The sequence below is a fragment of the Treponema sp. OMZ 857 genome, from assembly GCF_024181085.1.
Taxonomy (GTDB): domain Bacteria; phylum Spirochaetota; class Spirochaetia; order Treponematales; family Treponemataceae; genus Treponema.
In genome coordinates this window covers 1,785,104-1,806,965 of the sequence record NZ_CP051147.1, presented here as the reverse complement: position 1 = coordinate 1,806,965, position 21,862 = coordinate 1,785,104, and the positions used below count along the sequence as shown (strand labels likewise).

Below are 21,862 nucleotides of genomic sequence, written 5' to 3'. Positions count from 1 at the left end.
TATTAAGAGTACCTTGAATATTGATACGGACAAGCTTTAAATCATGAAAAAGACGAATGCAATGCGTATTTTGGAGGCAGCGGGTGTTTCTTATACCAGCATTGAATATGCGTGGGATGAGGCGCATTTGGATGCGGTATCCGCTGCGCAGAAGTTGAATATTGAACCCGATATGCTTTTTAAAACGATTGTCATGATAAGCGAGGATAATGACGTTTTCGTTTTTTGCGCACCCGCGCCTTTGGAAGTCAGTTTGAAAAAGGTACGGAATATAACCGGTAAAAAGATAACACCGCTTAAACTCGATGCGCTGCAAAAAACAACGGGCTACATTCGTGGCGGCTGTTCCCCGCTCGGCATGAAAAAGCATTTCCCTACTTTTATCGATGAAACCGCACAGCTGTATGACCGTATCTATGTGAGTGCCGGGGAACGGGGGCATATGCTATGCATTGCCCCTGCAGATTTGCAAGAAATCTGCGCCGCGGCTTTTTGCGACATTGCCGAAGGGTAGCGTGTAAACATCAATGGTACGAAAAGTCGCTGTCGCCGATAAACTCCCGTAAAATGGACTGCCCGTGTACAAATGACGGAGAGACCGAAAGGAAGTTGTTCAGGAAGATGAGCAGCCGAGATGCTTCGCTGTATGCCGGATCGGTGGGCTTTACTGCGCGGAGCAGCGGTTCCGCATAAATTTTCAGTACCGAAAGTTCATAATCGAGCGCCGTATTAAAGATAACGTCGGCGGTATTTTGGTACGGGAAAATATGTTTAGCCTCTCCCGCCCGCACATCAGACCACATACCGATGGTAATCGAAGCGGAACTTCCTCTAAACTGCGCATCGCGCACGATACGCCGCAAGAGCCGGTTATCGGAAGTCGGTATCCGGTTGTGATCATCCAAGGTCAGCTGTGTTAATGCCGAAAGATATATCTTAAATTTAAGCGAAGCGTCTATCTGTGGGGTTAAGTTGTCGTTTAATCCGTGTATTCCTTCCAAGATAAGAATAGAGCGGCTGTTAAGGCGGAGTTTTTTTCCGGTGTAAAATCGCTCGCCTGTTTTGAAATTATAAGACGGCAGTTCAACTTCTTCACCGGCAAACAGCTTCAGCAGCAGTTCATTTAAAAGCGGGACATCCAATGCTTCGAGGCACTCAAAATCAAATTTTCCGTCCTTATCGCGCGGTGTTTTATCCCTGCCGACATAATAATCGTCGAGGCTGATAACATAGGGTTCATATCCTACGACTCGCAGCTGCATTGAAAGTTTTTTTGCAGAGGTCGTTTTTCCTGAACTTGACGGTCCCGCAATCAGAATTACTTTGACGTTTCCCTTATTTTTGATTTGTTCGGCAATATGTGCCAATTTATTATTCTGTAACGTTTCCGTGATTTCAATGAAGTCTTTGGTTTTACGGCTTTCGATAATTTCATTTAATTGACCGACGGAAGAAACGCCAATCATCTTACCCCACGTTTTATATTCTTTATATACGGTAAAAAGCTGCGGGATATCTTTAAATTGAGGAAGTGTGTCAGTGTCGGCGGTTGCAGGAAAGCGCAGTAAAAAGCCGTCTTCATACTTCATTAATCCGAATACTTTTAAATAGCCGACACGATCCATCAGCGGCTGGAAGTATAAGTCGTAATAATCGTCGAGTATGTTGATTGTGATTTTCGGTCTACTGTTGTAGGAAAGTAGCCGGTACGCATCGGGCTGATTGGTGTTTGCGAAGAGCTCCAAGGCTTCGGCATAAGCGACGGATTGCGTTTGTATCGGTAAATCCGCATCGACCATTTCGTGCATTTTATCTTCGATTAGTTTGAGATCGATATCGGAGGCATGGGCGCCTTCAAAGGTGTAATAGTACGAGTAGCCGAAGCTGTGTCCGACCAAGAGCCGTAAATCGGGATATACCTTTCGTGCCGCGGCGGCTAACAGAAAACACAGTGTGCGCCGGTAAATATTCGAGCCGTCATAAGTCCCTTTTAAGACAGGCTTTATAGTAGCGCGCACATCGATCATCTTGTTTAACGGAACCAATTCGTTATTTACTTTCATACCGAATGCAACCGTCTCCGGCTCTCTACAATATGCCAATGCGGCACGTGCAGGAATCGGTTCGACAAACTGTTTTTTTGAACCGTCCGGAAATGTAATCTCAAACCCTTTCATAAAAGCCTCCATATCTATCAGAAGAACCGCATCAGTTTCCTTTTAAAAATATGAGGGCATCTTCTGCGTTGCTGCGAACAAATTAATCCTCAACGTATCAAAGATACGCCTGCGGTTAATTTGCTCTTGCGCCTTGCATCTGCACCTCCTATTTTTAAAAGGCTGACGGAAAATCTCTTTTCAAAAATCACAGATTATGCTTTATTCATCTGATGCGTTTATCCTGCGACCTTCCGCTTGACAGGATACTTTATTTTCAGTAAAGTTACAACTCTTACGAAGTAACTGGGTGTATGCGATATGTCAGTTACCGGTAATTTGTATAACGGGATGTAGCCTAGGGGCTAAGGCGTCTGGTTTGGGACCAGAAGATCGGGGGTTCAAATCCCTCCATCCCGATAGTTTATTTCAGCGATGATTACGTTATGCTTTTGCAAGATGAGCAAAGGAAGACCCCCTGTATAGGAGCGAGGGAAGCTGCGGCGAGGGCAGTTGGTTCAATTCCAACCGCCTTTGCTCATCGTATCTTTTCATTTTAATGCTCCATCAGTTACTTGATAATACAAGGGTACCTCTAAAAACCCGAATTGTAGGCTTCTTTTCTTAGACAAATCACGATTTTATACAGTTTTCTCGTATTCTTAGTTGTTTATTCGATGGCGGGTATTAAAGCCGACTGCAACCACCTCGTCAAAAATATACATCCTTGTACATTTTTGACTGCGAGTTTTTTACAAAGCAAAAAACTCGTTTCTGTTTGGAACCACCGGCATCCGTGCCAGATCGCACACACAGTGCGAAACATTGAGCACTGTGCCCCGACGCTTGCGTCGGGGTTGTTGATTTCTTGGTAAATACAAGGTTTTTTTCATAAAAAAGCTTTTTAACGTAAGTTAGTCCTTACATATACTGGAAATAGGGAACGGTGCAATTGTGTGGTCCTGTTTTCAATTATCCACTTCTGATAAACTTGACTGAATGTGTATTTATGCGTATTATCATTTTATGAACTTTAAAGAAATGGAGAAGATGATAAAACAAGACGGATGGATAAAACGTGATATAGTTGGGTCACATCATCACTATGAGCATCCGATTAAAAAAGGGAAGGTTACTATTCCATTTCATGGTAACAAGGAGCTTTCGAAGTTTGTAGTAAATAGTATTCTTAAACAAGCAGGATTAAAGGAGGAGTAAGACTATGTATATTTATCCGGCAATGTTTTATAAAGATGAAAACGGTTATTCGGTTGTATTTTATGATATAGAACTTGCAACGATGGGAGACACATTGGAAGAAGCGTTGATAATGGCAGAGGAAGCATTGACAGGACGTATCTCTTTGCTTTTAAAGGATGGAGAGACACTGCCCAATCCGACAGCTATAGAGGATATAGAAAAACCGAAAGATGCGGAATTTATTACACTGGTAAAAACCGACCGTAAATACCTGGCACAGGAAAAAAGTGTTCGTAAAAACTTAACAATTCCTGCATGGCTTGCTGAAGCTGCCGAAAATGCAGGATTAAATTTTTCGCAAGAGTTGCAATGTGCTCTAAAAACGCGCTTGCATATTGGCATATAAATTCTTTCATAAAAGTTAATAACTTTTATGAAAGAATTTTGTAGGCTGTAGGATTATAGAGGTGATATAAAAGAAAGCATTAACTTACAGCTATGGCACATATATACGGATTATCATATCTTTAAAAAGCCGGTTAAACTCAAAGTGCGTCCGCTTCGAGGTCAATCCCGCGCAGGGCGGTAATCCGTACCCGAACCAGACTGCCGGCAGTTATCGGCTGCCCTTCGCTGTCTTTTTGCGCTTTGGAAAAATTGACAACTACAGCACCGTCTACTTCCGGCGCTTGGAACCATGCCCGACCGAGCGCAATGCAGCATTGTGTGTTTTCTTCTTCATGGTTTTGTTCTTGCGGGATAATCTCTTCGATAAGAACGTCCGTTTCCAGTCCGCAAAAAGCGGCAAGTTTTTGTTCTGTAATCTTTAATTGCAGTTCGTTAAGGGCTGTCTTGCGCTGTTCGGCAATTTTTGCCGGCACCTGTTTTTTCATATCGGCAGCCTTGGTTCCTTCTTCCTGCGAATAGGCGAATGCTCCTGACCAGAGGCTCTGTGCTGCCTGTAAAAAGGCTGCCGTCCGCTCGAAATCAGCTTGAGTTTCTCCCGGAAAGCCTGTTAAAAAGGTGGTACGGATGACCGCCTCCCTGTAGGGGCTTTTCGCGGTGCGGAAAGCTGCGCGGATGGTTTCTATCAGCTTGAGATAGGTCTCGGCAGAGCCGCAACGGTTCATCGCACGGATGACCGGATCGGAGCCGGACTGAAAGGGAATATCAAAGTAGGGGAGAAAGCGGGTGTCGGCAGTCATAATCGGCAAGATATCCGGCGGAAAATGATCGGGGTGGATGTAGAGCAGCCGGACGCTGAATGTTCCTTCAATACCGGAAATCGCGTGTAAAAGCTGCGCCAATCCCGAAAGCCCTTGTTTCGTTTGAGTTGGCAATGCGGGCAAGTTATTGTTAAGCCGGCTGCTGAGTTTGTCTAGAGGCGGTGTGGCGTCATACACTGCCAGGTCTTGCCCGATAAGATTAAATTCTTTATATCCTTGCTGCACAAACCCCCGTATCTCATTGACAATACTGTCAAGCGGCCGGCTTCTCACTGAGCCGCGTATCAGCGGTATCGCACAAAATGAACAGCAATTATCGCAGCCTTCGGTAATTTTGATAAAGGCGGAACGGGGAAAGTTTAATAATTCCGGACGCTGCCCGCAGCAGACTCCTTCCTGAGCCGGTTTAAGGAACGGACGGCTGTGTTCGGTAGAATGAATCGGTTCATCATGTTCACGCGGCAGTTGTTGCCGAGCAGCCGGTACATCCGGAAAGAGTCGGTCGATAAGTATGGGGAGCTTCGATAAGTCTCCGTTGCCGAAAAAGGCATCGGCTTCTTCAAAGTCGGTTTTAAATATATCCCCATACCGTTCCGCCAAGCAGCCCGCCAGTAAAATTTTTGCTTGAGGGTAGGCTGTTCGGGCGGTGATAACGGCTTCAATCGATTCACGTTTTGCAGGTTCAATAAAGCCGCACGAATTTACAATGATGAGATCAGCGTTCTCCGGTTCGCTAGTTTTTTGCCAGCCCTTATCGGCTAAGATGCCGATAAGCAGCTCACCGTCTACCTGATTTTTAGCGCATCCATGCTGATCAAGAAAAAAACGCTTAGTCAACTTCCATTACCACAAATTTATAGCGTCCCGATTCATCATCTTTGATCCATTTTAAATCCTTAACGATGACTTCACCCGGACGGCTGACTTCTATATCGATGGTTTTTCCACCTGCAATAATTTGCATTTTAACGGCATTTCCATTTGATGCCCAAATACGAATACCGTTATTTGCCTGAACCGTCAGCTGTTCCGATTTTTGATAGTACCGTTCGTCACGGTTGGCTTTGTCCTGTTCATAGCGGAAGAGACAATAGCTCCGGAAGGTTGCGTTTAAGGTTACCGGATATGCAGAACCTGCATCGAACAGTACTTTGTATTTTGCAGATTCGGGCTGAACTGCCTGATCGGGAATTTTTATTGCGGGTGTTTCTGTAGAAACCGGTTCCGAAAAACCTGTGGTGAGTATTTCCACCAATGCGCCTTTCGATTCATCGGATGTATCGATATCTTCAACGGAAATTTTCACATCGGCAGTAACATCGCCGTTCAGATCCAATACAAGGCTCTGACCTAATGCAATGATTTGTGTTCCGATATCCGTTGCAAGATACAGTTCAGGCGCTGTTTTTTCAACTTGTATTCGGTAATCTTTTCCATTGATGGGGAGTGTGATCGTATCGCCCTTAAAGAGCCGTTTTTCAAAGACTTCTTGGGAAAGCGTGTAGGCTGCCTTCTCTTTTTTTTCTATAATTTCCGTTTGCTTAGCCGGTTGTACGGGTCTGTCTTTCATCGCCGTACCGATTTTTGTAATCAATATTTTACCGACGAAAAAGATTGCTATTAAAAGCAGGAATACTCCTATTCCGATAAATACGCTGCGGGGAACGGTAAATGACTTTTGCGGGATAAGTGTTTCAGGCGGAACCGCTGTTTCTTGTATTCTTGCCTGTTTATACAATGTAACACATTCATTAGGATTTAAGCCTAAGTATTCTGCATAGTTCCGTAGAAATCCGACAACATACGGCTCTCCGGGAAAGACTTCATACATACCGGTTTCAAGCGCCTCTAAATAGCGGCGGGCAATATTTGTTTCCCGCGAAGCCTGTTCAAGCCCTATTTGTTTTTCATTCCGTGCTGTTTCTAATACATTGCCTATATCCTGCATCTATTCCTTCCTATATTTCGGCGGGGTAATTGTTCCATTATTCTTCAAATAAAAAATTATTCATCATATCCGCATTCGGCGGTATATCGTATAAAAAGCGGGAATCCGGAATTCCTGTATTCAATCGATAATATGAAAAATCAAATGTGATCTTGCTGCCCGAAATGGGCCATGCTTCAATTCGTCTGATAAGCTTCGTTTCAGGCGAAACAAGCAGCCGGATATTTCTAAAAGTTTCTGAAGCCGACCGTCTATTAAGAGCAAGTACCACGACCTGCTCGGAGGAGCCTTCTTCCAAAGGCTGAGGCGCGGCTCCTGTTTCATACGCAATGGTGTACGAGCGTTTCAACAGCGATAGGCCTTGGGGCGTGGCAAGGTTGGCTGTACCCGCAGAGGAATCTTTTTCTATCGTTTGGTTTAACACCATCCGATAGGAGGGAACATAAATGGTCAATGTGTCGCCGGTGAAAAGAATGACCTGCTCGTTCGGTTTGGTAAAATCAATGCGGAGCCGATTCGGCCGTTTAAAGTAGACGGTGGCTTCCATTGTCTGAACCTTTGAGCCGGAGCCGGTTGAAACGGTGAGATTAGCTGTGTAATCCGAGAGTGCACCGTATTGTTCGGACATTCCGGCAAAGAATACGTTTGCAGTCGTAATGGATTGACAAAATGCTGTTATATAAAAGCCGAATATAACGGCAGCAAAAACGATTGTTTTTTTCATTCAATCAGTAAAGCAGAAATGAGCGATAAAGTCAATATTTGGAAAATTGCTCTCGAAAATTACTTATAGGTGTTATGAAATAAGTTGTTTCATTATAATGATTTATTCGTTTATATGACTTAATCCCCCGATGATCTGAGAACATCGCATTCCGATATTTCTATCGGATACGGCGCACGAATCACTGATAGCTCAGCAACGGAGTAGGCGCGGTTTCGGGGATGCGGCAGCATTGAAAGATTTGATAAAAAGCGGTATCATCTTTCAAAGATGCTGATGAGTGTCTCAAATGAATGAGCTGTAAAGAAAAGCATAATCGATACGGTAATGTTGAATAATATACCCGATACCCGCAAAAAAATGCGAAGAGCTGTAAAACAGCTTTATCGAAACTGTAAAACGGAGAAAATATGTTTTCGTACATTGTAAAACTGCTTAAATCGCTCAATACGAATTCACATCCGGGGGAAATCGCTCACGCCGTTGCAATCGGAATGCTCCTCGGTTTTATGCCGAAGGATAACGTGCTGTGGTACCTACTGTTTGTGTTTTTTCTTTTTGTGCGTATGAACAGGGGAGCCTTTTTGCTCACGATACTGGTTGCAAGTTTGTTCGCCCGGTTTTTTGATCCGCTGTTCGACTCGTTAGGCTATGCCGTGCTGACCTTTTCGTCGTTGAAGCCGGTCTATGCCGCTTTGCTCGACATTCCTTTTGTCGCCTTTACGAAATTCAACAACACGATAGTCGCCGGATCTATTGTATTCAGCTTGATACTGTATATTCCGGTATACATTGTGATAAGGATTTTCACTAAATCGTGGCGCACATATCTTGCACCGGCGCTTGCACGGAGTAAATTCGTGCAGGCTCTTTATCACGTTCCCTTTGTCGCGAAAATTGCCGGCTTTTTTACCGAGGTATAAATATGACACAAGAACAAAAGAAGATACCTTTCAAAAAACTTCCCTGGATGTTTAAAAAGACATATACGGAAAAGTCGCTCGAAAAAAAACTGCTTAAAAAGCTCTATATACCGGCAGACCGCGAATTTGTTGCGGCACAGTTTTCCGCCGATGAAGAGGATCCGGCTAAATTGCGGATTCATCGTATCGAATACGACGTAAAAGATTTTAAGCGCTTAAAAATTTTAAGCAAACAGATAAAGCGGCAAAAAGGACGCATAAACCTCGTGCCGCTTGCCGCCGTTGCAGCTGTTGTTGTCGGTGTTGTGCTTGCCGTTCTTATGTTTAAAGATCCGCTTGCAAAGCGTGCTTTAACGGCAGGTTTGCAAAAAATCACGGGTGCTAAAGTCGATATCGCTTCGGTTCACGTCGGTATCTTGGATGCATCGGTTACCGTGCGCGGTCTTGCTGCTGCGGATAAAAATGCACCGATGAAAAACGTTTTTGAAGCGCAAAAAATTCAGCTCGATTTTAATTTAACGCAGCTTTTAAAAAAACGCTTTGTGTGTCAAAACCTCGAAGTTTCCGGCATGGCATTCGGAACCGATCGCAAAACATCGGGCGAGCTTCCGGCGGCTGTAAAAAAAGCGCAGGATAAAGATGCCGGCGATAGTAAAATAGCGTTGCTTATAAAAGAGCGGCAAAAAGATGCACTTGAACAGGGCAAAAAAATCGTTTCGTCGATGTTCGAAAGTTTGAATCCTCAAAAGTTTTTGGACAACGCACTTAAACAGCTGCAAACGCCTGCTGCGGCGCAAAAGGCACAGGAGACAGTCGCTCAAATTGTAGCGGTGTGGGAAAAGCGTCCTGCAGAACTGGAATCTGCCGTAAACGATTTTCGAAAAAGCTCGGAAAAAGTCATCGGGCGCGATTATCAGGCAATTAAAGACATTGCCGAATTGAAGACGGTCTTGGAAGAACTTAACGCTGCGATAAAAAACGGTCAAAAACTTGTAGCGTTGAGCGACACGACGGTTAAGGATTTGCAAAAAGACGCTAAGACCGTGCAGCTTGCGGCAAAGGAAGCTTTCAACGCGGTAAAAAAGGATACCGATTTTGTTAACGGAGAAATCAATAAAATCCGCTCGTTTACGGTTGCCGACGGAAAAAACATTTTTGCACAAACTATAAAAGCCGCTGCATACAACGTCCTCGGAAAATATTATCCGTATGCGGAAAAAGCGTTTAATGCTGCGCTCAATTTCAACAAGGGATCAAAAAAGGCCGCAAAAAAACAAAAGACCCGTCAAGAAGTCCGGCGGCTTCCGGGCAGAACAATCCAATACCGCGCAGACATATATCCGTCGTTTTTAATTCAGCAAATGCTTGCAAACGGAACGGGTTTTGAAGGACGCATAAACGATATTTCAAATGATCCTGACCGTTGGGGAAAGCCCGTATCGTTCAGCGCTCATTTTGATGAAAGTGCTTTTTTCGAAAGCAAGCGTATGCACAATGGAGAAGGGCTCGTAAATGTCGGAGAGAAACTCAATTATCCCTTATTGAAAATGCAATATACCGGAAGCGGCTATAGCGCTGCGTTTAATCCCTCTTCAGCTTTGCAGGCGCTCGGTGCTTCCGTGCTCGACATTGCCGGCGTTCCGTCTTTTGAGGGGAGGGCAAAAATACAGGCTGGTATACAGGCTGAGCGCGACGGGCATGTCGGTATCGACGCGGATTTTAGCTTCGACGAAGTACGCCTTACGGCTGATTCGTTTGAACCCGATTTTATTTCACGCATTTACAATGAGTCGCTTGCAGCGGTTAAAAATATGCGGTTTAAAATCAAGGCGGAGTTTTCCCAGTCTGATTTGAATATGGACATTGCAACCGATGCGGACAAGGTTTTTCTTGCGGCGCTGCAAAAAGGAATCAACAAAGAACTTTCAGCCATAAAGCAAAAGGCGCTTAAAGAAGCTCAAGCCGAATTGGAAAAATACACCGGTCCTTTAAACGAAAAGCTGGGCGACTTCGGCAGTATTGAAAAACTTGTTATGAATCAAAAACAAGCTGCCGATATGCTGCAAAAAAAACTGGAAGAAAGCAAAGCCGAAGTTACGAAACGCATCGAGCAGGCAGGCAAGGATGCGCTCAAAGATGCGGCCGGCAGTACGCTAAAAGGTTTATTCGGCCGGTAAAATAATGGGGTATTTTAAAGCGGAAACTACTTGACAAAAAATAAATTAAATACCATTTTTAGGCATGCTCCAATCTATTTTTAACGATATCGATATGCAACTGCCGGAACAAATACATAAGGCCGCTGTTGAATATCTTCCGGCATTTCTCTCTGCAGAGGATGCCGAAGTACTTGCCGTACAAGCATTGCTTATTGCCAGGGCTTTTCATGCAGGGGGGACATTTGAACAGGTGTTTACCGGTGCTGAACCGATTACGCAGCACTATCAAATCAACCTTATCCGCAGCTTTGAAAAAAATGTACGGCTGCTTGTCGATAAGATGTGGGTAGAAAAAGCCGACGAAGATGTAAAAGAAGATGTGCTTTATCGGCTCCGCTGTTTTTGTGAATCCATGCAGCAGGCGGAAAATCCTGTTGATTATGCGGAATTATTGCCTGAATGCCTCGGTGTCTTGCATGATGTGGTGTTATTGCTTTTCGGATCGCAAATCGACAATGAAGGGTTTTTAGAGTACGCGATTCGTATTGATCCCGATTTCGGACTTTTTTGGTATTACCTTGAATGCCTTACGGCGCAGCCTAAGCTTTCGGCAGAGAAAGCACGTTTGGCTATCTTTCTCGGTATTTATTTTCTTGCTAATTTTTAAATTGTCTTCTATTCTTACTCTATTGATTTATTTATTTTAACAGATTGACAGATACCGTTTACCGGTGTAAGTTACGGGTATTTTTACAAAAGATTTGAGAGGGATTAATTTTACTCGCCATAATTGAGGAGGGGAAAAAATGCGGAAACGAGTAACCGCAGGTATACTGAGTCTTTTGATGATAGTAAGTGCCGGCTTGGTCTCTATTGGATGCACAAAAAGCACGGAAACGCATACAAAAAAAGGCAGTACCGAAAAGGTTGTTTTAACACTAGGTTCATGGCGCACAGATGATTCGGAAGCGTGGAAACGTTTGCTTGCTGAATATGAAAAAGTGAGCGGTGTATGTATTCAATTTAAGCCGATTAATCCTACCAATTACAATGCTGAGCTGCGTTCACAGCTGGACAATGGAATTGGACCAGATTTAATGTTTGCCCGATCTTATACAGCGGAAGAAGAGCTGTATGAGAAAGGTTTTTTTGCAGATATAAACGATTTGCCCTATTTGCAGGAAAATTTTTCCGAAAGCAGTAGAGAAGCATGGCGTGGTGCCGACGGTAAATCCTTTGCGGTTCCCATTGCCGCCGTTGTGCAGAGTATTTACTATAATAAGGAGATTTTTGCAAGGGTTGGGCTCCCTATTCCTACTACATGGGAAGATCTGTTGCTTGCCTGTAAAGAGCTAAAAGATGCCGGGTATACCCCGTTTGCAAACGGACTTGCCGATGGCTGGGATATCAATGAATGTTTTATGATGGGGCTATTACCGAACTTTATCGGTGGTGAAAAAGGCCGGCATAAATATGAAAACGGTTTGCGTCCCTTTAACGATAGCGATATGATTGCCGCCTTTACTGCAATGAAGGATATTGCCCCTTATTGTCCGGAAAATTTTGCGTCGTTAACGTATACCGATTCAAATATGCTTTTTGCAACAGGTAAAGCAGCTATGTATGCCGATGGGTCTTGGACACTCGATAGCTTTAAAGAGTTACCATTTGAATGGGGAAATTTCGCTTTTCCGCCTCCGGCCGGAAAAAAACCGGAAATTTGCTTCCATGTCGATGTCGGAATAGCGATGAATGCGAACGGAGCGCATCAAAAAGAAGCTTGGGACTTCTTAGCGTGGCTTTGTACGACCGAAGGTACCGCCGTTGTCTCAAAATATCTGCCGAGCGGTTTTTATTCTATGTTCAATGGGGCTCATACTATCACAAGTCCTCAAAGTGCCGAAATATACGCACTCCTTACCGGACGGGGACAGGATGTTCGCTTTGTGTGGCCTAAGTTAATGAACGGGACACCGTCCGGCTATACTTTGATGAATGAAGGAGTAATTGCCGTTATGAAAGGTAAAAAAACTCCTCAGCAAGCTGCCGATGCTTTTGCAAAAGGTCTTGCAAAGTGGTACAAGCCTTGATCCCTTTTGAAAATAAACGACACAGCTGCGTTAGCAAAATATTACTTTTTTGCAAGGTCGGTTGCGAATATCTTTATCATGATGATGACGGAGAGCACGACGACAATTCCGTCAACGAGCGGCATTGCAAGCCATATTCCCCGCGCTCCGAAAAAATGAGGAAGAATAAGCACGGCAGGCACAAAAAGCACGAGCTGGCGGGAAATCGCTAAAATACCGGCGGGTTTCGGCTTGCCGATGGCCTGAAAGAGTGTCATATTCAATATCATAATTGCAAGCGCAGGGAAGATGATCATAGCGGTAACAGTATTGGTTTTTCCCTGTGCTATGAGTACGGGGTTATCAATGAACAAGCCCAATACCTTTTCGGGACTCAGTAAAAAGATAGCCCATGCCGTTATTGCAAGCAAAAGACCGAAGCCGTAGAACATACCAGTTCCTTTTTTTACCCGGTCAAAAAGTCCTGCGCCGAAGTTTGTACCGACAAAGGGCTGGTATCCTTGGCTTAATCCCCACAGCGGAATAAAGCTCAGCATCAAATAGCGGAAGAATGCACCCATCAGAACTACTTGATCTTCTCCACCGTATTTTTTCAACGTCGAATACATGACTGTTTGCTGTACCAACGAAAGTACCTGCATAATCATACCGGACATACCGATTGCAATTGTTTCTCCGACAATTGATTTATCCAATTTAAAGGTTTTAAAGCGGACATTTTTGCTGAAACATAAAAAGTAGAAAAAGCTGAACAGTGCAAAAACTGCCTGAGAAATAACCGTCGCAACGGCTGCTCCTGCAAGCCCCTGCTTGAATACGATGATAAAGAGCGCATCGAGTACAATATTCAGCACGGCGCCTGATCCCATGATAATCATCGCAAGCGCAATTCTTCCTTCGCCGCGCAGTACCATATTAGAAGCCTGTCCGAAGTTGACAAATATGGAGCCAAGGTACACAATCCGTAAATACTGCACGCCCATTGCATGCATTTCCCCTTCCGCTCCGATAAGGCTCAACAGTTGCGGTGCAAAGATGTAGCCGACGATCATCACCGCGGATGACATCATCACTGCCAGTACAAAGACGTTACCCATCACCGCATCGATGGTCTTTTGATCTTTTCTGCCGACTGCCCGCGACAAAATCGAGGCGGAGCCCATCCCGATCAGTACCGCAATACCGTTATTCACCAACGTAAAAGCATACGCAACGCTGATTGCGCCGAGCGCTTTTTCACCTACATACCGCCCGACAAACATTGCATCGACAAAGCTGTACAAGCTGATCACCAGCATACCAATAATGCCCGGTATACCCAACTTTAGCATGAGCTTGAATATATTTCCCGATATAAGCTCTTCCCGTTTATCCGTCATAAGAACTCCTAAAACAGAAACCGACGATATCGTCAGTTATTTGATAAAAAGAACTATATATAAATGGAAATAGATTGTCAACCATATATAACAGTTCATCAATTGGGAACTTCTAAAAACTTTCATTTTTAGAGATGTCTAATAGTACACCGCATCAACCGCTTTTCGCGGATTACGGTAGATTTATATGGGAAAAAAATATTGATATTACTAAAATTTATATTTGCTAATACGGGAATCATCGTATATAATATGACAGTATTATCGCATTATGATATGCGAAAACCATTTTCTAGGAGTTCTTATGAGTACAAAAAAGAACAAGGAAGTCTCGGGCTTTCTCAAAGGTGTTGAAAGGATCGGGAATAAGTTGCCTCATCCGGCGATGCTATTCTTTATTCTCAGCATTATCGTTGTCTTTATTTCTGCCATTGTAGCGGCTGTCGGTGCGCCGGTTACCTACTTTGACGCGAAAAAAGGACAGGAAGTAACCATAAAGGCTATTTCACTTTTGAATGTCGAGGGATTTCGCTATATTTTGAACAGCGCAACGAAAAACTTTACCGGTTTTGCGCCGCTCGGTACAGTATTGGTCGCAATGCTTGGTATCGGCGTTGCCGAGTGGACAGGGCTCATCAATACCTCGTTGAAAAAGCTCCTCACCAATGTTAACCCCCGGCTGATGACTGCTGTTGTCGTTTTTGCCGGTATTATGAGTAACATTGCTTCCGATGCCGGTTATGTTGTAGTTATTCCGCTCGGAGCTATTGTATTTGCGAATGCCGGACGGCATCCGCTCGCAGGTCTTGCTGCAGCCTTTGCCGGTGTTTCCGGCGGCTTCTCCGCAAACCTCGTTCTGGGAACCACCGACCCGCTGTTAACCGGTATCACTATTGAAGCGCTCCACAATGCCGGTATGGATATCCCGCTCGATCCTACCTGTAACTGGTACTTTATGATGGCTTCAACAGTATTGTTGACAATCGTTGGAACCTTGGTAACCGAAAAAATTGTAGAAAAGAACTTAGGTGAATATCACGGAACGTATAAGCCGGACAATATGCCTGTTTCCGCAGAAGAAACAAAGGGATTAAAACTTGCCGGTATTTCCATTCTGATTATGGTAGCCGTGCTTCTTGTCGGGATGTTCGGTTTACCCGGTCTTCCGTCTCTCGCCATCTTAAGCGAAGTAAATCCAAAAACAGGTGTCAGTTCTCTCAGCAACTTTATGCACGGCGGTTTGCTCCCCGTTATTTTACTCCTTTTCTTGATACCCGGTTTAGTATATGGTAAGAAATTAGGAAAAATTAAGAGTTCCGGAGATCTCGTAAAAGGAATGACACACGGAATGAGTTCAATGGCCGGCTACCTCGTACTGGCATTCTTTGCGGCACAGTTTGTCAGCTACTTCGGGAAGACAAACCTTGGAACGATCATTTCCGTAAACGGCGCCAACTTCTTAAAGAGTATCGGTTTTACCGGTTTGCCGTTAATCATCGCATTCGTAATTATTTCCGCCTTCTTGAACCTCTTTATCGGTTCCGCTTCTGCAAAATGGGCGATTATGGCGCCGATCTTCGTACCGATGATGGTAAACCTCGGCCTCTCACCGGCTTTAACGCAGGTTGCATACCGTATCGGAGATTCCAGCACCAATATCATTACTCCGTTGATGAGCTATTTTGCGATGATCGTTGTCTTTATGAAAAAGTATGATGATGACTCCGGTCTCGGAACATTGATTTCGATGATGTTGCCGTATTCAATCGCATTCTTGCTTTCATGGCTCGGTTTGATGATTATTTGGTATGTAACCGGTTTACCGCTCGGTCCGGGAGCATTCTTAACGTTATAAGGCATTTAGGGAACCGCTTGCGGGAGCCGGTATTTGCTGGTAATATATTGAGGAAATATTAATAAGCCGCATACAGGCAGTACTGGTTAAAATTTTTTAAGCTGCTGCCTTTCTACAAAATTTTTATAGGAGTCATCTATGAACATTGAGAGAGATACGGCAGAGGCATTACTCAATCAATATGTTACGACAGAGCATATCATAGCGCATTCGTTCGCTGTTGAAGCTGTTATGCGTGCGCTTGCAAAACGGCTTTCGCCGGCGGATGAAGAACTGTGGGGGATTACCGGTCTGCTCCATGACTTGGATATGGACGTTTCCAATTGGCAGGAGCACCCTGAACGGCACGGCCCCGTAACGGTTGAGCTGTTAAAGAAACAGAATTTCGGCTGTGAGGAAATGTACAGCGCTATTATCGCTCATAATCCCGATACGGGCGCCGTACCGCAAACACTTTTTGAAAAAGCGCTCTTTGCAGCCGATCCTATTACCGGATTTATTACTGCCGTTACACTTGTTTATCCCGATAAAAAGATTACAAGCGTTAAGGTTAAATCCATTGTCAAGAAAATGAAAGCAACCGGATTTGCGGCCGGCGCCGACAGAGGTGCAATGATGTCGATAGAAAATATCGGGATACCGTTTCCGGAATTTGCTGAATTAGCCCTTGCAGCGATGTGTGCTATCGCCGACAAGCTCGGTCTTTAGCGCGCGTTGACGTGTGAGCTTTGCCCGCCTGCGTTGAAGAGGCACTTTGACTTCTCGCGCGTTAACTCCTTTAAGTCTTGCGGGCTGTAAGCCTGTCTGATATTATACAGCTTATGGCTAAATTTAAACGGCAGTCAAAATCCGCCCGCAAGGCGGAGATACAGGAAGCTGCAAAAAAAGTATTTTTAGAGAAAGGCTTCCGCTATACGACAATGGAAGATGTGGTAAAACGCACGACACTCTCCAAGGGCGGCGTATACCAGTATTATAAAACGACAAAGGCAATTCTTTTCGATATTATGCAAAACGGAAATTATTTCCGGTATGAACGAACCGAAAAGATTGTGCAGGAGTCAGCCGGTACCGAATCGCTTGCCGAGGTTATGACAGACGCTTGTATGGCGAAGCTCTTTGATGAAGTACCCGAAAAAAAACTCTACTTGATGTTTTTAGCGGAAATTCCTTATGACCGCGATTATGAAACATTGTATTTTCAATTGGAGAACCAGGCTTTTGAACTGTTTATAAAAACCTTACACTATCCCCTCCAACAAGAACTGGAAATTCTGGATATTATCCGGCATCAAGAATATTTTCTGTTTAAAATTTTTCATGGTATGCTGGTTATGCACGAATTATTCAGCGATAAGGATGTATTTAATCAAAATAAAGAAAAAATTCGTACAATAATTCTTACTGCCATGCAAAATTTTTTCGACCGGCATCAAGATTTGTTCAACCGTTTCAACCGATGATGCGTTTACCCTGAAGGATGAAATAATATATGATATTGATTAATTTTATACTTGCAATGCTGCCAATTGTCTGGCTTATTATTTCTTTGAGCAAACTCAAGATGAGCAGTTGTAAAGCCTGCGGTATTGCGTTACTGATAACGGCAATGTTAGCAGCATTGTATTGGAAATTGCCTCCGCTACATATCTCGTCCGCTATGTTTGAAGGAGCTGCGTATGCACTCTGGCCTATCTGTTTGATTATTGTTGCCGCTCTTTTTACATACAATTTAACGATACATACCGGCGCGATGGAAAAGATCAAAGGAATGCTGATCGGTATTTCTGATGATAAAAGAATACTGATGCTGATTATCGGCTGTGAGTTCGGTAATTTTATGGAAGGTATGGCCGGGTTCGGTACTGCGGTCGCCATTCCCGCATCGATTCTTGCCGGAATAGGTCTTAATCCCATCAATGCGGTAACGGCTTGTCTTGTTGCAAATACGACGCCGACTGCATTCGGTTCGGCAGGAGTGCCGACAGCGACACTTGCTACCATTACTGGGTTGGACTTGCAGCAGCTTGCTGCAAATGCCGCGCTCATACAGGCCTTTCATACGTTTCTTTCACCGTTCCTTGCGGTGGTAATCTGCGGCGGCGGAGTAAAAGCATTAAAAGGCGTATGGCATATTACGTTGATCGCGTCGCTGTCGTTCGTTGTTCCCTATCTTCTTTTTGCACAATTGCTAGGTCCCGAACTTCCGACTATTGTCGGTTCAATTTGTTCGATGCTCTGCGTAATCCTTGCGGCAAAATTCGGTAAAAGGAAACGTAATGAGGCTCCCGGTACCGCAAAAAACGAATCGGAGTATTCCGTAAAAACTGCCGCAGCAGGGACAACAGTACCGGCAGCGCATATCGGCTTTGCCGAAGGCCTTAGAGCGTGGGCGCCGTTTATGCTCATCTTTGTATTGTTAATTCTTACCTCAAAGCTCTGTCCTCCCGTGCACAACGCGATTAAGGATTTCAAACATTCATTTATGATTTATACGGGAGAAGGAGGCAAGCCGCTCACATTCAGCTGGATAAATACTCCGGGAGTGATGATATTTATAGCGGCTATCTGCGGAGGGCTTATTCAAAAGGCTTCATTGTTCGAAATGGCAAGTGTGTTGGGCTTTACCCTAAAAAAATATTGGAGAACCTTCGTAACGATTTGCAGTGTTTTGGCAACTGCCAAAGTGATGATATACAGCGGGATGATTTCCGATATTGCCCGTTCGGCTGTTATTGCAACCGGGCCTGTGTATCCCTTTGTTGCGCCGCTTATCGGGGTATTGGGCGCGTTTATAACAGGGTCGGGTACCTCTACCAACGTCCTCTTTGGGAATTTACAGCTCGAAACCGCTCTTTCGCTCAATCTAAATCCCTATTGGATTACTGCAGCAAACGTGATGGGAGCCGGTATCGGTAAAATGGTATGTCCGCAGAATATTGCAATCGGTGCAGGAGCTATCGGTATTACCGGTTCCGACAGTAAAATTCTTGCGGCAGTGTTTAAATACTTTGTTGTGTATGCATTGCTTGCGGGTGTAATCTGTTTTGCCGGCTCGTTTCTGATGTGAGCCGCTGCACATTTCCGTTCAGCGGTTCTCTTTGGAATGTAATGCAACTCCGGGTAAGGGAGCCGGCTGTGCAAAGCGGATACATTTAAACGGATGGATATTAACTGCGTTTACATACCAGCCTTTTATATCACTTAAATCAATGACGTTGATTGCAGGAACATGAGAAAGCGGAATGACAACCGACGAATCTAACAGCAATTGTTCCGCTTTTGCAAGATATTCGAATCTCGCTTTGCGATTTTGTTCCGCCGATGCCTTTTTGATAAAGTTTTCGTAGTTGGTATTATGCCAGCCTGAATCATTTAAAGTCGAATCCGATCTGAATAATTCCAGAAAAGCAAGCGGATCCGCAAAATCGCCAATCCACGAAATAACCGCTAAATGATAGTCATCCGTTTTTAGTCGGTCATAGTATTCTTCAAAAGGAACGGTTGTAATTTCCGTTAAAATTCCGATTTTTTCCCATACGGTTTTTAACAATGCCGCTTGTTCGGTATAGAATGCCGTTTGCGGTAAGAGAATTTTTATCGGCTGCGGTGATGCGGGTTGCGGTATATTTTTTAAAAGCTTTTCCGCCTTTGTCGTATCCTGCTTATCAACACCGGGTACGGTGGGATATCCCGTGAGGGGAAATACCAACGTCTTAGCAGGAATTAAATAATCTTTGCGCAATTCAGCATAGGGGAGTGCGGCGAGCAGTGCTTCTCTGAGTGTTTGATTATTGCATGGCGCTGTGTTTGTTTTAAAATAGAAAAATTCGGTTGCAAACATCGGCGTAATGTGAATGGTATATGCCGCTGCTACTTTATTTAAGTTGACTGATCCGCAAAGCCAGTGAATAGCTCCCTGATTAAATGCTTCGGTCATTTTATCGGCATCTTCATCTAATAATATGCTGATTGCAGGGAGCTGTACCGATTCGGAATCCCAATAAGCGGAATTCTTTACGAGGCGAATTTTTTCGGCGGTAAAACTTTCGATTTTAAAAGGCCCGTTTGCAATCGGTTTAAAAGCTTCGGAAGGCTTCACAAATGAACTTTTTCCCGCATAACGGGTTATTGCTTTGAGCTGTGAAGGATGTACTGCCGAAAATGCATGATGGCAGAGTATATTGGCCAACTGTTCCGCCGGATAGACAAGCGAGATTTTTAATGAAGTATCGGACTCTGCATATAAACCGATAGCTGATGTGTCGGAGCTTTTGCCGGTGCGGTATTCTTTTACGCCCTTAACGCAGTCTAAAAGCGAGGCATACGGTAAATCAAGTTGAGGGTTTAACAAATTGATAAATGAATCGCAAAATACTTGAGCGGTAATAGGATCGCCGTTTTCAAATGCGATCTTATCCCGTAGTGTAAATGTCCAGGTTAAACCATCTGCACTGATCTTCCAATCCTTTGCTAATCCGGCGACCGGCTGTAATGTATAGGGATCGTAGGTACACAGTCCCTCATATAAACCGGTTAGAATTTGCGCTTCATTTGCATTATATGCAGCATGAGGATGTAAATTTGGAATACCGGTAGTAACCGAAACGATAAATTCTTTTTGAGGATAGGGTTCACTTTCTGCACATGCTGCAACAGATACTACAAAAGGTACTATCCATAAAGTAAGAGACAGTAATATGTTTTTTTTATTCATGAATCAATCCAAGTTCTTTCATATTTGAATATTCTTCAACGCTCGCATTGTATTCCGCTCTGCATTGATTTGCTTTTATAACTGCATTTCGGATTGTTGTCAATTCTATTTTTATCCCTTTCATTTTTGAACGCAAGATAACATCCCCGGATTTATAATACTCATCCAATCCTCCGAGTGTTTTTAAATATCCATTACATATAACAATGTATTTGTTTAAGAGTTCAAGTAATTGCTCATTATTCATACCGGTTAAACGCTGCTGCAGATCGGAGGTGCCTGACGCAAGGACTTTAAAAATACGAATTGTTTTTGCTAAATTATCAGTAAAATCTTCCAGTACGATTATTTCTTTCTTTTGCAAATTACTGATAGGATCCTTAATTGATATGGTAATTTCATGTTTTTTTTCTTCCATATTGAACGCACGTCTTAGGGCTTCTAAGAACTTGGTAAAAATCGTTGTGCGCGATTTATATATTACTTCTTGGTTTGCCATGAGTTTGGTGAGACAGGTGTCAAAATGATTACCGGTCGTACCGAGGATACGAAGCCCTGTTATAAGTACCGGCCGCATATTTTCTTGTTTATTGGTTTTTATATCTTCTTTTTGCGATACGTTCAAATGACGTAATATTTCCCGTTGCAGATGTTCCGAATCGGGACCGTAATCTTCTTTAATAACTTCCATTACAAGCTCATGATAGAAGGGGAGTTTTTCGTCGTTTGCTGCGAGGGCTTTTTTTAGAGTTTTTAATAATTTAATCGGGCTTGCGATATCGGCTTGTGTAACCGTTAAATCGGGCGGCATATTTTTTCTGACCGTTAGTTTATATTCTTCTCGGTGTAGACGGGCAAGCTGACGGAGTGTTTTATTGATGTCCGTATCGAGCTTCGAAAGGTGTCCGAGCGAATCTCTCAAGAGTCCGCCGGTTAGCGTATCGGAGACGGAGTGGAGCGATTTACAAATCTCCGCTAGTGCGCGGGTGTTTGCAAGTGTTGAATTTTCATTGAGTGCCGACCACTGGAATGTTTTATTCAATGCGAGCATGGATGCAATACGCTGTGGTGTCAGGAATGAACAGTTAAATTGATAGGAGTTAGTTAAAAAATCGAGCATCGTTTGATACTGTGCCAATCTGGAACCGACGACGGCAGCACGCTCACCGTCTGAAAAAGCTTCATTGCTAGGGACTTTTATTTCGGTCATACGGCTATCGTATTTATACGGATCGTCATAGACCAAGCCCTTTTTCAGCAAATTGCTGCGGAGGATTTTTACCACACTGCCGAGTGCTGTATAATTTTGCTGTAACTGCGGGAGTAAATGCCTGTTGAACTCTTCCCGTTGTATGGCTATGTGATGTTCTAACTCTTCAGAAAAATTTTTCGTAGATTCCATACCATCATCATCGGCAGTTTAAAAAAATTTTTTATATGATTTATGGAATAACCGCCTTAAAAGCGAAGTGTGGGAATAAATAT

General features: G+C 43.8%; 18 protein-coding genes and 1 tRNA gene. 12 read left to right on the top strand and 7 right to left on the bottom strand.

Features of this window, described 5'->3' with window-relative positions:
- The first annotated feature begins 43 nt into the window (after positions 1-43).
- Positions 44-514 carry a Cys-tRNA(Pro) deacylase gene (ybaK, locus tag E4N66_RS08185; protein WP_253727616.1) on the top strand — a complete coding sequence of 157 codons (471 nt, stop codon included), beginning with the start codon at positions 44-46 and terminating at the stop codon, positions 512-514.
- 10 nt (positions 515-524) lie between these two features.
- Here ybaK and E4N66_RS08180 read toward each other — a convergent pair whose 3' ends face one another.
- Complete coding sequence (locus tag E4N66_RS08180) at positions 525-2,177, bottom strand: nucleoside kinase (RefSeq protein WP_253727615.1); 1,653 nt, start codon at positions 2,175-2,177, stop codon at positions 525-527.
- A 326-nt stretch (positions 2,178-2,503) separates the two neighbouring features.
- Between E4N66_RS08180 and E4N66_RS08175 the strand changes: the two genes are divergently transcribed.
- The 3 genes from E4N66_RS08175 to E4N66_RS08165 all read left to right on the top strand — a co-directional run bounded on the left by E4N66_RS08175 (position 2,504) and on the right by E4N66_RS08165 (position 3,762).
- A tRNA-Pro gene (locus tag E4N66_RS08175) sits at positions 2,504-2,576 on the top strand.
- A 606-nt stretch (positions 2,577-3,182) separates the two neighbouring features.
- Positions 3,183-3,374, top strand: a complete 192-nt coding sequence (locus E4N66_RS08170) for a type II toxin-antitoxin system HicA family toxin (protein ID WP_044012884.1) — start codon at positions 3,183-3,185, stop codon at positions 3,372-3,374.
- 4 nt (positions 3,375-3,378) lie between these two features.
- Positions 3,379-3,762, top strand: a complete 384-nt coding sequence (locus E4N66_RS08165; protein ID WP_044012882.1) for a type II toxin-antitoxin system HicB family antitoxin — start codon at positions 3,379-3,381, stop codon at positions 3,760-3,762.
- 139 nt (positions 3,763-3,901) lie between these two features.
- Here E4N66_RS08165 and E4N66_RS08160 read toward each other — a convergent pair whose 3' ends face one another.
- Genes E4N66_RS08160 through E4N66_RS08150 form a run of 3 tightly spaced genes read right to left on the bottom strand, consistent with a single transcriptional unit; the run spans position 3,902 to position 7,254 of the window.
- Complete coding sequence (locus E4N66_RS08160; RefSeq protein ID WP_253727614.1) at positions 3,902-5,419, bottom strand: MiaB/RimO family radical SAM methylthiotransferase; 1,518 nt, start codon at positions 5,417-5,419, stop codon at positions 3,902-3,904.
- On the bottom strand, positions 5,412-6,530 hold the full coding sequence (locus E4N66_RS08155; protein WP_253727613.1) for a helix-turn-helix domain-containing protein: 1,119 nt from the start codon (positions 6,528-6,530) through the stop codon (positions 5,412-5,414). The genes E4N66_RS08160 and E4N66_RS08155 overlap by 8 nt, the downstream gene beginning before the upstream one ends.
- 37 nt (positions 6,531-6,567) lie before the next feature.
- A complete protein-coding gene (locus E4N66_RS08150) occupies positions 6,568-7,254 on the bottom strand; it encodes a LolA family protein (RefSeq protein ID WP_253727612.1) in 687 nt (228 codons plus the stop codon).
- Between the two features lie 410 nt (positions 7,255-7,664).
- Between E4N66_RS08150 and E4N66_RS08145 the strand changes: the two genes are divergently transcribed.
- The 4 genes from E4N66_RS08145 to E4N66_RS08130 all read left to right on the top strand — a co-directional run bounded on the left by E4N66_RS08145 (position 7,665) and on the right by E4N66_RS08130 (position 12,426).
- Positions 7,665-8,177, top strand: a complete 513-nt coding sequence (locus E4N66_RS08145; protein ID WP_253727611.1) for a TIGR03546 family protein — start codon at positions 7,665-7,667, stop codon at positions 8,175-8,177.
- Positions 8,178-8,179: 2 nt separating this feature from the next.
- Positions 8,180-10,354, top strand: a complete 2,175-nt coding sequence (locus E4N66_RS08140; RefSeq protein ID WP_253727610.1) for a TIGR03545 family protein — start codon at positions 8,180-8,182, stop codon at positions 10,352-10,354.
- Between the two features lie 94 nt (positions 10,355-10,448).
- Positions 10,449-11,003 carry a hypothetical protein gene (locus E4N66_RS08135; protein ID WP_253727609.1) on the top strand — a complete coding sequence of 185 codons (555 nt, stop codon included), beginning with the start codon at positions 10,449-10,451 and terminating at the stop codon, positions 11,001-11,003.
- Between the two features lie 139 nt (positions 11,004-11,142).
- Positions 11,143-12,426 carry an ABC transporter substrate-binding protein gene (locus E4N66_RS08130; RefSeq protein ID WP_253727608.1) on the top strand — a complete coding sequence of 428 codons (1,284 nt, stop codon included), beginning with the start codon at positions 11,143-11,145 and terminating at the stop codon, positions 12,424-12,426.
- Between the two features lie 41 nt (positions 12,427-12,467).
- Here the strand turns inward: E4N66_RS08130 and E4N66_RS08125 are convergent, their stop codons facing one another.
- Positions 12,468-13,805, bottom strand: coding sequence for an MATE family efflux transporter (locus tag E4N66_RS08125; protein ID WP_253727607.1), 1,338 nt, complete (start codon positions 13,803-13,805; stop codon positions 12,468-12,470).
- 304 nt (positions 13,806-14,109) lie between these two features.
- Here E4N66_RS08125 and E4N66_RS08120 point away from each other — a divergent pair, with 304 nt between their 5' ends.
- The 4 genes from E4N66_RS08120 (at position 14,110) to E4N66_RS08105 (ending at position 18,730) form a co-directional block, all read left to right on the top strand.
- The gene (locus tag E4N66_RS08120) at positions 14,110-15,660 is read left to right on the top strand and encodes an AbgT family transporter (protein ID WP_253674189.1); all 1,551 of its coding nucleotides are present in this window, start codon (positions 14,110-14,112) and stop codon (positions 15,658-15,660) included.
- A gap of 138 nt (positions 15,661-15,798) precedes the next feature.
- A complete protein-coding gene (locus E4N66_RS08115; protein ID WP_044012851.1) occupies positions 15,799-16,368 on the top strand; it encodes an HD domain-containing protein in 570 nt (189 codons plus the stop codon).
- Positions 16,369-16,481: 113 nt separating this feature from the next.
- Entirely contained in the window at positions 16,482-17,123 is a 642-nt protein-coding gene (locus tag E4N66_RS08110) for a TetR/AcrR family transcriptional regulator (protein ID WP_253727606.1), read from the top strand.
- 29 nt (positions 17,124-17,152) lie between these two features.
- Positions 17,153-18,730, top strand: coding sequence for an L-lactate permease (locus tag E4N66_RS08105; RefSeq protein WP_253727605.1), 1,578 nt, complete (start codon positions 17,153-17,155; stop codon positions 18,728-18,730).
- Positions 18,731-18,748: 18 nt separating this feature from the next.
- On the opposite strand, the gene E4N66_RS08100 is transcribed toward E4N66_RS08105, so the two are convergent.
- Positions 18,749-20,377 carry a peptide ABC transporter substrate-binding protein gene (locus tag E4N66_RS08100; RefSeq protein ID WP_253727604.1) on the bottom strand — a complete coding sequence of 543 codons (1,629 nt, stop codon included), beginning with the start codon at positions 20,375-20,377 and terminating at the stop codon, positions 18,749-18,751.
- Positions 20,370-21,779, bottom strand: a complete 1,410-nt coding sequence (locus E4N66_RS08095; RefSeq protein ID WP_253674197.1) for a TP0584 family protein — start codon at positions 21,777-21,779, stop codon at positions 20,370-20,372. The genes E4N66_RS08100 and E4N66_RS08095 overlap by 8 nt, the downstream gene beginning before the upstream one ends.
- Positions 21,780-21,862: the final 83 nt, after the last annotated feature.